The following is an 11739-nucleotide window of genomic DNA, read 5'->3' on the forward strand; positions in this document are numbered from 1 at the left end:
TTGACGATTCATGCGTGGCACCTGTACTTCAGCCATTTAGACGGGCTGGCCACGGTCCACTTTGCTGCTGAGGATGATCGAGGTGGTGGTCTTCTCCACGCCTTCTACGCTGCCTATCTGGTCCAGCAACTGGTCCAGTTGTTCTGGCGAGTCGCTGCGCAGCCAGGCTACGTAATCGAACTCGCCGCTGACCGCGCACAATTGCTGCACTTGCCCCATGGCAGCCAGGCGGCGCACGACCTCCTTGCCGGAGCGCGGTTGCACCTTGATCCCGACATAGGCTTGCAAGCCACCATCGGCCAGGCGCTGGCCCAGGCGTACGCCATATCCGGTGATGACTTTGCCCTTCTCCAGGCGCGCCAGGCGCGAGTTGACGGTGGTGCGAGCGATACCCAGGTGGCGGGCAAGGGTGGCAACGCTTTCGCGGGCATTGATCTGCAGCAGGGCGATCAGTTGGCGATCGATGTCATCGAGGGCGATTTGGCGGGGATTCGACATGGCGAGTCTCTACAGTGGGCTTGCAAGCCTAGCCAGGCTGTAGCGACCAGGGCAAGACAAAGTGCTGATGCGTGGCTGAATTGATTGCTGCATAATTGTCGGCTGATTCAAGTGGGCCCACGTCGTGAATTTCGAAACCTTGCTGGAATGCTGGCGACAGGAGGTCTCCAACAAGAAAAAGCCCGGACGCCGTATCAGCCTGTTCTTCAACGTGCTGCGTCGAGCGCGCAAGGACAACAAGCTGCGCTTTCTTTTTGTCTATCGCCTGGCGCAGTACCTCGAGGGTCGCGGCGGCCTGAGCAGGCGATATGCCCGCGGCATGCAGCAGCGGCTCAACCTAAAGTACGCCGTGGATATCGACATCGGTGCGCAAATAGGCCCTGGCCTTCGTATCGCCCACCTGCCAGGTGTGGTGATCACTGGCCAAGTAAGCATCGGACGTAATTTTTTTATACGGCAGAATTGCTCGATCGGCATCAAGACCCTTGGCCTGGACCATTACTCGCTGTGCATAGGCGAAAACGTCAGCCTCGGTGCCAATAGCTGCATCATTGCTGACCAGATCAGCATCGGCGACAACGTAATCATCGGGGCCATGTCTCTGGTGACTCAAGACATTCCTTCCGATAGCACCTTCTACAACCCGCGCCAGCGGCACATGACGCCACGGCGGGATGCCTGAGCGCGTGATGCCATCTTCGCGCAGTACGTCGCGCTGGCTCCAGAGTTTCTGGGCGATGTCGGAGTTGGTTCTGGTTTACTCGATGTCGATGCCAGAGAAGCGACTGCCGGGCTGGTTGATCTGATAGCGGGTACTGCGGCCTCCGCCGGGTAGGCGCCGTAGGCAGCCTTTCTCTAATAGGTCGCTCAAATGCCGAGTGGCGGTGGCCTTGGAGACCTGCGCCACGGACTGGTACTGTGCAGCGCTTATACCGGCCTCGAAGCCCTTCTCCCCGCCTTCGAGCAGTCGATTGAGTACTTTGATTTGTTCGGGCAGGAGCGAGTCTGTGCGATGTGCCTGCCAAAAGCGTGCCTTGGCCAGTACCCGGTCTATGCGGGTAAGGGCTTGCTCCAGGCTCTTGAGTAACGTGCCTAGAAACCACTGCAACCATGCTGTGATTTCTAGGCTGCCTTTCTGGCTCGCTTCGAGGATGCGGTAATAGCCGGCGCGGTCGTCGAGGATACTCGCCGACATGGCGTAAAAGCGGATAGCCTGCTGCTCACCCTGGGCCAGTGCCATATCTGTGATGGCGCGGGTAAGGCGGCCGTTGCCGTCATCGAATGGGTGTAGGGTGACGAACCAGAAATGGGCAATGCCGGCGCGTAATAACGGGTCGAGACCGGCATCGTTGTGGCTGCTCTCGAACCAGGCAAGGAAATCTGCGAGCTGTTCTTCTAACCCCGCGCGCGGAGGGGCTTCAAAATGCACGGTAGGGCGGTCGAGCCGGCCAGAAACAACCTGCATAGGCTCTTCGCCGCGTAGCGTGCCAACCCGTAACCGGGGACCCAGCAGGTTATCTTCACTAGGGAACAGCCAGCAGTGCCAGCGATATAACCTCTGTTGGTCAAGCGGCTGCTGATGTGCGCTGGTAGCATCGAGCAGCAACTCCGCGAGGCCTTCGGAGCGCATGCTGACTCGGCCTTCATCGCTGATGCCCAACCGCCTTGCCAGGGAGGAGCGTACCGAGCCGACATTCAGCTGCTCACCCTCGATAGCTGATGAGGTGACGATGTTCTGTAGCAGGGCATCCAGGCTGCTCTGCGCCTCGGTATCACTACCAACAGCGCCGAGCATGCCGAGCAAGCGCCCCTGGGCCTGAGTGCAGGCGCGCAGCAGTGGGGCAAGTGGTTCGGTTTGCCAGGTGAAGATTGGCCAGTCGGGCTGCTGCCAGATCCAGAAGGGGTCATTCATGGGCTTGCTCAGTCTGTGAGCCGATTAGCGAGCTTATTCGGCTCATGGTTTGAGCTGATAATGCCGGCTATTCGGCTCATTGTCTAATGCTCAAGCCAGGTTGTTCGGCTTGAGCAGCGCACCTGATCAGGGTTGTCGCTCCAGCTCTTGCAGGCGTATCAGTACTTCTTCCCGAGATTGAGGGTAGAAAATCCAGTTCCTGTATTTAGGGTTGTATTCGCCGCCCCGCTCATTTCGCCAGGATGTAACCAGCTGCGTGATCTGTGGATTAAATGACCAAGATCAGACGGCAACTGAGCCTGTAGGCAGGAGGCGGGCGGATAACCACATCCCCATGATCGTATAGCGGTGATCGATACATTTGGCTTGGGTTTAGCTGCAGGGGGCGGGGCTTGAACAGGCACTTACGCTACGTCAATTATTGAGCAGCGGACCGGTTGTCTTTTTAGCCTGGGGTACTCGGCGTGCTTCTTCTGCAGACAAGCGCCGGTCGCGGCCTTCGCCTGGGCTCGGTTTGCGGATGTTCAATATCGGGTGGAAGCTGAGGCCCAGACCCCATTCGTGAATCGCCACAGTGAGCAGGTGGCTGAGCAGGGCCAGTTCCAAGTGAACGGTGTTGCTGCTGGTGAAAAAAAGCCGCGCAATTGCGCGGCTTTGGAGATGGTGGGCCCACACGGACTCGAACCGTGGACCAAAGGATTATGAGTTGCTGGGTTACCATGTATGCCTTGAGAAATCTTACGTAAGTGAACATAGGCTGGCATAGCTGAAGGCCCTGTGGTTACTGGTCTTGAGCGTAATTCTGAGAAGGTCCTTGAAGCTTAGTACTGTACCGCGATTGTACCGATCATTGAGCGGGGAGGCTAAGGCTTCGATATAGCTCACATTGATCGGATAAGATTATTCGCTGCTCATTCAAAGCTACACCCTAACCCGACTAAGTGGAGAGCTTCCGAAGGCGGTCATGCTTGAGGACGCTTGATTACGAGACTGTAAGAGGTACGGACACGCATGACTTCGCCTGAGCTTACTGGTGGTGCTGGTTTCACCTACGAGGACGCTGTTACGGCGCAGTACCTCGTGGCCATGGTCGGTGATACGACTGCAGCTGCCCTTGATGGTAGGGTTGTGAAGCGGGTTGCACAGCAGCAGGCTGACTTTGGCGAGCCACTCGATGACGTGATCGTCGACGCGGCGTCCTTGGCGGATGGAACAGTCATGCGCTTGTCGCTGCAGGTTAAGCGCTCGCTCACTATTTCGGGAGCGGAGACCAACACCGACTTCCGGGATGTTATTCAGCACAGTTGGCAAACTTTACAGAAGCCCGACTTTCGTGAGCACATAGATCGCGTTGGAGTGGCAACTGGTGCTGTTGCGGAAGAGACATCCAGGGCTTTCACGGCTGTCTGTGAGTGGGCACGTGGTTCCGATGCAACTGCGTCCTTTATGACTCGGTTTGAAGAGGGCGGGAGTGCCTCGGCCGCTCACCGTGCTGTAGTCGCGGCGGTTCGAATGATCGGTGTGAGCACAGGCAAACCTCTGTCTGATGATCAGTTGCATCGCCTTTTTTCGCATTTAGTACTGATCCGATTTGACTTCCTTCACGTCGGCTCGACGCATGAAGCGGAGGCAATTGCCAGCCTGCAGCGGGCGCTTGTCCCTGGGCAAGTGGCGCGTGCTAATGATTTGTGGGATCTGCTGCGCCAGATTGCTCGCGATGGCGCAGGTAGCAGCACCGTGCATACCCGCGCATCGCTGGTGCGCGCATTGGCAGGATGGCGTTTCGCAGGAGCTCCCGCTTTTGTCGGCGACATGCAGATTTTGCGCGAGAATACCCGTCACTGGCTTGATCAACAGTCTAACGACATCGGAGGTACGCGCCTCACTCGTCAGCGGCTACGCGACCAGCTGAGTGATCAAATTGCGGCCCACCGCCTGACGCTGATCAAAGGTCTTCCCGGTACCGGAAAGACAGTTCTGTTACGCGATCTCGTGCATGAATTGGCCGCCGAGGGAACAACCTTGTTCCTCACTGCTAACCGGCTTTCTAGCCGCAGTTGGTCGGAGCATGCTCGCGCGATAGGCTTAACGACAACTTCGATTGAGCCATTGCTCATAGAGGTTGCGGCCACCGGTCATGCCTTGCTGCTCATCGATGGTCTAGACCGTATTGCGCCGGAACAGAGGTTTATCGTAACCGATTTGTTTGGCCAGCTTTTAACGAATCCGACGCTTTCTAATTGGCGCGTTGTCGCTACCGCGCGCGATGCTGGTATCGAGCCTCTGCGCAACTGGGTTACACCTGCGCTACTGGCGAGCAGTGGTGTGGGTTATGTGGATGTGGAGAATCTGACGGACGAGGAGGCTAGCTGGCTCGCAGATTCGCTACCAGCATTGCAGCCCCTCCTCATCGGTGGGAATGAGCGTGTACGCACACTGGCACGACGTCCGTTCTTTGCAGCTGTTTTGGCACGAGGATTTTCCCAGGCGGCCTATCCATCAGGATTCGCGCCTCAGTCGGAGGTGGATCTCATAGATGCTTGGTGGACTCGCGGCGGCTACGACGCGCATGTGCCCCAGGCGTTAGCGAGGCAGCGGGGTCTGATTGAGCTAGCACAGCGCAGCGCGCCGGATTTAGGGCGCAATATCCGCATACGTGACCTTTCACCTGCGACACAGGAGGTACTTCCGGCGTTAGAGGAGGATGGCTTGGTGCAGCAGGTGCGGAAGGGGCATACAGCGCAGTTTAGTCACGACATATTCTTTGAATGGTCGTTTCTCCACCTGTTGTTGGATCAGGGGGATGACTGGATTGATGCCCTGATAGCGGCTGGTGAACCGCCTGCATTAGCACGGGTGGTGGAGCTGCTGTCGCAGGCGACTTATCTAATACCTGACCAATGGTCGCGCGAACTCCACGCGCTTGAGCATGCCCAGGTGAGGCCGCAGTGGTTACGTGCTTGGCTCGTATCGCCTGTGTTCAGTTCACGCTTCGCCGAGCACGCCGACATGTTTGCCGAGGCATTGGCAGCCAATACTTATCGGCTCCTCGGGAAGCTCTTGGTGTGGATGCAGGCCGAGAAGACAACACCGAATCCGATGGTGTTGTCCGGGGTTCTTGGGGGCGATCTTGATGCTGCAGCACGCATTCGTATTGCGGATTCGCTGGGGTGGCCATCCGACTTCGGGGCATGGCGTCGTTTTTTGATATGGGTAATCCAAGAGATTGACTCGATCCCGGATGCATACTTAAGCGATCTCGTCACACTGTTCGAAACTTGGCAGACCGCTTGTGCGGACTTTCCCAACGCAGTGTCGCAGCGCATCGTCACGCAGTGCGCAGCTTGGTTGAGTGCGATTGAGGATGAAGAGGTGGAACGCCGAGGGATGTTCAGCAAGCAGTCTAGCAATTCTGCGCCGCGGGCACCCCGAGAGCTACAGACTGAACTGCGGGCTTTGATCTTGCGCGCTGCACGGGCCTACCCAGATGTGGTGGCCAGCTATCTTGCTAGGGTTGAGGGAGTTGAACGCTGGTCCGACAGTGCGTTCCGCGAGCTCATGACCTACGCGCCAGTGTTGGCAGAAACACACCCGGCACAACTAGCGAGACTTGCCCGCCAATGGTTTTTGGAGGAACTGCCCGATGACACGATGGAGAGGTGGCGCCGCGAAGCGATCCAGCGGAGCCGGCGGCGCAAAGAAACCGAAGCGATTCCACTAGAGAAGCGGACCCGATTCCACGAGCTAGAAATTTCTAGCCCCTTCCTAGGGCCCTCGTTCTCCCATCACGACTGGGATCGGTTATCGATCGGTGCCGATCATCAGGGGTACTTCCCGGCATCGCCTCTGCGAGAACCATTCCATTCATTGCTGATGCGCAATCCAGAAGTGTCGCTCGCGCTGATCCGCGATCTGGTTAACCATGCCACCACGGCATGGAGTCAGTTTTATAGGCACCGGCATCGCAGTAATACACCCTTACCGCTCGTACTGGAGTTTCCGTGTAGTGGTCTACTAACCCCGGACACCCATTTAGGCGAGAATGCTCGCCACAGAGAGGTGTCCGATGACCAAGCAACGCCGTACCTTTACCCCTGAGTTCAAGCGCGAAGCTGCCTGCCTGGTGCTCGATCAAGGCTACAGCCATGCCGAAGCGGCCCGTTCGCTCGGCTTGGTCGAGTCGGCACTGCGCCGATGGGTTAATCAGCTTCAGCAGGAGCGCGGCGGCGTTACGCCGGCCAGCAAAGCGTTGACGCCAGAGCAGCAAAAAATCCAAGAGTTGGAAGCCCGGATCACGCGCCTTGAACGCGAGAAATCGATACTAAAAAAGGCTACCGCGCTCTTGATGTCGGAAGATCTCGAGCGTACGCGCTGATCCGCCAGCTCAGCGACCATGAGCCCGTTGATTGTTTGTGCGAAGTGTTTGAAGTCACTCGCTCGAGTTACTACGCACATCGTCATAGAAGGCGAACTCCGAACGTCGAACGTCTGCGGTTGCGCAGTCGAGTGAATGAGTTGTTCACGCGAGGGCGAAGTGCACCCGGCAGCCGTAGCATCAAGGCAATGATGCAAGAAGAAGGTGAGCAAATCGGACGGTTCAAGGTGCGCAGCCTGATGCGTGAGCTGGCGTTGGTCAGCAAGCAGCCAGGATCACATGCGTACAAAAAGGCCACAGTGGAGCGGCCAGATATTCCGAACATCTTGAACCGAGCGTTTGATGTCGAAGCGCCAAATCAGGTCTGGTGTGGCGACATCACTTACGTTTGGGCACAGGGCAAATGGCACTATCTGGCAGTTGTCCTGGATCTCTATGCACGCAGAGTGGTGGGCTGGGCCTTATCAGAAAAGCCGAACGCAGACCTCGTGGTCAAAGCGCTGGACGTGGCTTACGAACAACGTGGAAAGCCTCAAGGGCTACTGTTTCACTCCGACCAGGGATCGCAATATGGCAGTCGTCAGTTCCGCCAGAGACTGTGGCGCTACCGCATGCGCCAGAGCATGAGCCGCCGAGGCAACTGCTGGGATAATGCGCCGATGGAGCGAGTATTTCGCAGCTTGAAATCAGAGTGGATACCGACCACGGGCTACCTGACCGGGCAGCAAGCTCAACGAGACATTAGCCAGTACCTGATGGGCCACTACAACTGGATCCGACCCCATCACTTCAACGATGGGCTGGCTCCGGCGAAAGCTGAAGAAAAACTCAAAACCGTGTCCGGGATGAGTTGACCACTACACGGCGGAAATACTGCGATGTAGGGATGCCAACCTTTGTAGGGTGTATCGAGCATCATGGATGCCGGGGAAGGAGGACAACTCTTCCGATTAGCCCGGAGATTGTGCTCTCACCGTTGAACCAAGCGGCCATGAAGCCATTACAGAGTACGCACGAGTAGAGCTGCTGGATTCTCCTCCTTCAGCTCGATTCGTTGGAGATCGTCAGTGATCCGCCTGATTGGAATTAGCCGTTGTTGGTGTGGCTAGCACAGGTTGAAGGAGTAGTCCTATGGCGACAAGGCGCTTGAGGTGCCGCAAATTCGTGATGTCCAGATCAGGCGTACAGCCCCCTAGCGGCAGACCGAGTCGGGGACACAGCCAATCGAGACAGAAGGTTAGGGATCCTATGATGGCCGCCTGCTATGCGTTACCATGCGGTCCTCAGACCCCCAAAAAAGCGAAACCCCAGGAGGGTCAATGACTGTCCTGGGGCTCTAGGTCTAGTACTGAGGGCGCTTGGATAACCAGAGGGGCCACATCAGCTGCTAGTTGATAAGGAATATACACCAGAATGGCAGAGTGTCAACAGCCGTTTCAGTACTCCAAAGCCCATGCTGATGCCTTAGAGGTTTTGCTCTCCTCCAGAAGGTTCGCTACCTACCTCAAAGCAGCAGGCTTCAAGGTTGACTACGCATTTGAGCTCTATCTCTATAACGCTAGGCTGGCGAAGGCGTTTCTTTTTCCGCTCCATGTCGTAGAAATCGCGCTGAGAAACGCGATTGACGAAGTCCTGAGCGCAAGATATTCACTCGATTGGCACCTCGATGCGAAATTGCATGCGACCCTAACCGCTGAAAGCTTAGCGTCACTCACAAAGGCAAAGAGCCGCGCATCAAAAGGGGGGGCTGCTGCCAAAAAAGATGACGTCATCTCATGTCTCACATTCGATTTTTGGTCGAATCTATTTCGACCTGAGTACGACCGCCCGTTCTGGCAAACGAGCATGGGCCAGCTTTTACCGAATTCCGCCGGGATGACACGAGCTCAGCTCCAGTCCCTCGTGGTGGGTATCAATCGTTTTAGGAATCGGATCGCACATCATGAGCCGATTTTTGCTCTCAACGTATCGAGCCAGTACAGAGAGATATTGAACGTTGTTGAGTACCGCTCAGCCGCCGCATCAGAATGGCTTAAAAGTCATGCCACGGTTAACAAAGTTATGCGCACAAGGCCTACGTCAGGTACTGGGCAAGGGCCGGCGTTATCAACAATATGTGATGGTGACTTCATCGCTGTAGAGAAAGGCTCAACGCTAGCGCAGATGGCTGGAAAGAAACCAAAATTCATAGTGTGTATGGATAACAACACACCTGTTGGAGTTTTGGATTTCTCTGATTTAGGCAAGTATTTACTTCATAGTGTGGATGAAACCGGACTGCTGGATCTCCATGAGCACACGCTAGAAGAAGTTCTCATAAATGCAAATGGCTTCAATGCATTGCGGGTGGTGGATCAGCTGCAGGGAGTTAATGAGTTGAGCGTCCTGTTCAAAGGCCATACTCGCTTTGCTTTGGTAGTGGATCAATCGCGGGCCGTTTGTGGTGTGGTTGCCAAAGCTCATCGCAGGTACTAGGAGCGGGAAATGAACACTGTACCACTCCTGTGCCAATTTTCAGCAAATACATCCAGGCATGCTTTGAGTAGGTACATGATTTTTTGTGATCAATGCTTAAGGGGGTTTCTACTCTATGGATAGATTGGATTATTGGAAAAACTTCAAGCTCCTTGAGGAGCTGGATATTTCCGGGACTTTTATATATAACGGATTGCTTGCTCTGCATGAGCTTGAAACTTTTCATACGAAGCATGATACATTTGAAATCTTGTATAACCTTTCCGTTGGATTAGAACGGTTGTGCAAGATTGCGGTCGTGCTTATTGAGCATGATTCAGAAGTGGATCAGGGTGAGTTCGAGAAAACTTTAATAACTCATAGTATTGAGGGCCTGATAAATCGAATTAAAAATAAACATGAGATAAAGCTCCAGTCTTCTCATTTGGAGCTGATACAGATATTGGGTGAGTTCTATAAAACACATAGGTACGGTAGGTTTACCCTAGATATCGCTATGTCTCAGGATGAGGAAAAAGAACGTTTCCTGTTGTATATCGAAAAAGGATTGGATATTGAGATCGCGCAAGAATCTATTTTCAACGCGTCTCAAAATACTATCCGCATCAAAAAGTTTGTTGGCAGAAAAATAGGGGGGGTTGCTAACGCTGTATTTGAAGTTATTCAGAAAGAGGCTCGGAGGTTAAATTTATATACCGATGAGATGAGGTATGAGTCGAAAGCGTTTAAAATTTTCATGTCTAAGGAGTATGATTTTAGTAAGGAAGAAACGCTTTGGAGGGAATTGTTAGTTTTCTTTGTGAACTCAAAAGATGACCACAGATACAGTGCGATCATTAAAAGTATTGACCCATTAGATTTCGATCCCGCTCTTGCGTATGATTATTTGCAGTGTTTGATTCGTTCTAAAAAATCGCTTGTAGTTATGAGTGAGGCGGAACATCACTATTCAGAGTTGGAGAACCCAGGGGAGAGACTTCAGCAAGTTTCGTTGATAGGGGACCCGTCCGTATACGACAACCTGGATGTCGGTGAGGATGAGGATGATTTTTAGCAGTATTGAATCGTCCCTGATTTCCTAAGCACCTCCAATCCTCATAATGTGGCCCAAATAGGAGGAGCCGTAAGTCCTCCAGCGGTCCACCGAAGAGTTCTAGATCGAAGCGGTTAAACAAGTGGCCTGAAAGGTAAGCCTGTCGCGGATGAGCTGACAGGATACCTGCGGAGGAGAACGAAGGTTGAAATCAATTCAGGATGAGCTAATGCGTACAACCACCGAGTCCATATTCCCCTAGTTCTTTCCGCTCCCTGGGCCCGCACGTATGCGGTGCTCGTTCGGTAACAGCATAATGATCTATGTTTACGTCCCATCTAGTTGTTGTGCGCACAGTTAACCGGTGATTTTCCTATCCTGCGGTAGCTCTCACCTCCCAATTGGGTGTGGTTTTTTTCGTCATGACGAAATTTTTTTCTGCGTGAACCGTATGGCTGTATGACGGAGTTACGGTGCTCTGCCTATCCTGCAGTAGAGTTCCTAAAACAAAATTTCGTCATGACGAAGAAATGGGATGCTCGGCACGTAAGGGGGTAAAACCATAATGGGATAATTCATTTTGCCGATGTATAATGTCTTGGTTAATTAAACGAGTGCTGTAACCGCCTTGCTGATGCTTTGCGCATTATGGGCGCGGCCCCTAGAAGACGGGGCCTACACCGGGTAAGACTGGCGCATAGTCACCCCAAGAACGGTATAACCGTGCTGGGTGCGATTCCTAAACAGATCGACAGGCCGGATAGACGGCTCAGTGTTCACCATGTCTAATGGAGAGGTGACTATGGATCTGTTCAAGCGTCTTGCCTTCAAAGGCGTTCGGCCATCTAGTTTCGCGACAACACTTGCGTTGCTGCTGAGCTCGCAGCAGGGGTACGCGCAAATCCCTGTAACCGTTACTACCCAAGTGACGGATTCCCCCATGACTGTTGCAGAGTTCGCATCTAACGCGACTCGCTGGGCCCAACAGGTTCAGCAGATGACTTTACAGATTGATCAGATGAAACAGCAGTACGGCGCGCTTACTGGGTCCCGTGGGCTCGGTCGGGTATTTGATGACCCGCAGCTGCGAGATTATCTGCCTCAAGACTGGCAGGCTGTGTATGACGCCGTGAAGCGTGGCGGATATTCGGGCCTGAATGGTCGTGCTGGTTCGATCTATGCGGATAACAAGGTGTTCGATGCTTGCCGAGCACAGGCGGTGAAGCCTTCGCAAGATAAAGCGTTTGCGTTGGAAGCTTATCACCAGGCCGAAGCCCGACTACGCCAGATTGACCAGCTCATGGGGCAGATCAATCAAACGAGTGCGATCCATGAACCCCACCTTCTAAAAGATAGGGCCTCAGCTTACTGTGGTATCTCTGGCGAGCAGTTCCATGGCAGCAAGGCTTCGTAGTCTGAGACCGACGACGCATACGGCAGGCGCTC

Annotated in this window: 7 protein-coding genes and 2 pseudogenes; 6 read left to right on the plus strand and 3 right to left on the minus strand. The window is 54.3% G+C overall.

The window, feature by feature from the left end:
• Positions 1–36: 36 nt before the first annotated feature.
• Positions 37–498 (minus strand): Lrp/AsnC family transcriptional regulator, encoded by a 462-nt coding sequence (locus JNA92_RS16275; RefSeq protein WP_241805692.1) that lies wholly within the window; start codon positions 496–498, stop codon positions 37–39.
• 124 nt (positions 499–622) lie between these two features.
• Here JNA92_RS16275 and JNA92_RS16280 point away from each other — a divergent pair, with 124 nt between their 5' ends.
• Positions 623–1180 (plus strand): serine acetyltransferase, encoded by a 558-nt coding sequence (locus JNA92_RS16280; protein ID WP_241805693.1) that lies wholly within the window; start codon positions 623–625, stop codon positions 1178–1180.
• A gap of 75 nt (positions 1181–1255) precedes the next feature.
• On the opposite strand, the gene JNA92_RS16285 is transcribed toward JNA92_RS16280, so the two are convergent.
• Complete coding sequence (locus tag JNA92_RS16285) at positions 1256–2410, minus strand: Fic family protein (RefSeq protein WP_241805694.1); 1155 nt, start codon at positions 2408–2410, stop codon at positions 1256–1258.
• 456 nt (positions 2411–2866) lie between these two features.
• A pseudogene (locus JNA92_RS16290) lies at positions 2867–3037 on the minus strand (site-specific integrase); the annotation flags it as partial.
• Positions 3038–3421: 384 nt separating this feature from the next.
• On the opposite strand from JNA92_RS16290, the gene JNA92_RS16295 reads away from it, so the two are divergent.
• The 5 genes and pseudogenes from JNA92_RS16295 to JNA92_RS16315 all read left to right on the plus strand — a co-directional run.
• Positions 3422–6508, plus strand: a complete 3087-nt coding sequence (locus JNA92_RS16295) for an NACHT domain-containing protein (RefSeq protein ID WP_241805695.1) — start codon at positions 3422–3424, stop codon at positions 6506–6508.
• Positions 6477–7639 (plus strand): IS3 family transposase gene (locus JNA92_RS16300; RefSeq protein ID WP_241805696.1). Its coding sequence is split into 2 segments (ribosomal slippage): positions 6477–6732 and positions 6732–7639, totalling 1164 coding nucleotides; the frame shifts between segments, so codons are not numbered across the junction. The genes JNA92_RS16295 and JNA92_RS16300 overlap by 32 nt, the downstream gene beginning before the upstream one ends.
• Before the next feature lie 559 nt (positions 7640–8198).
• On the plus strand, positions 8199–9260 hold the full coding sequence (locus JNA92_RS16305; RefSeq protein WP_241805697.1) for an Abi family protein: 1062 nt from the start codon (positions 8199–8201) through the stop codon (positions 9258–9260).
• 115 nt (positions 9261–9375) lie between these two features.
• Positions 9376–10314, plus strand: coding sequence for a hypothetical protein (locus JNA92_RS16310; protein WP_241805698.1), 939 nt, complete (start codon positions 9376–9378; stop codon positions 10312–10314).
• Between the two features lie 781 nt (positions 10315–11095).
• A pseudogene (locus JNA92_RS16315) lies at positions 11096–11608 on the plus strand (type IV secretion system protein); the annotation flags it as partial.
• Positions 11609–11739: the final 131 nt, after the last annotated feature.

The organism is Pseudomonas putida (assembly GCF_022627325.1).
GTDB lineage: Bacteria > Pseudomonadota > Gammaproteobacteria > Pseudomonadales > Pseudomonadaceae > Aquipseudomonas > Aquipseudomonas putida_X.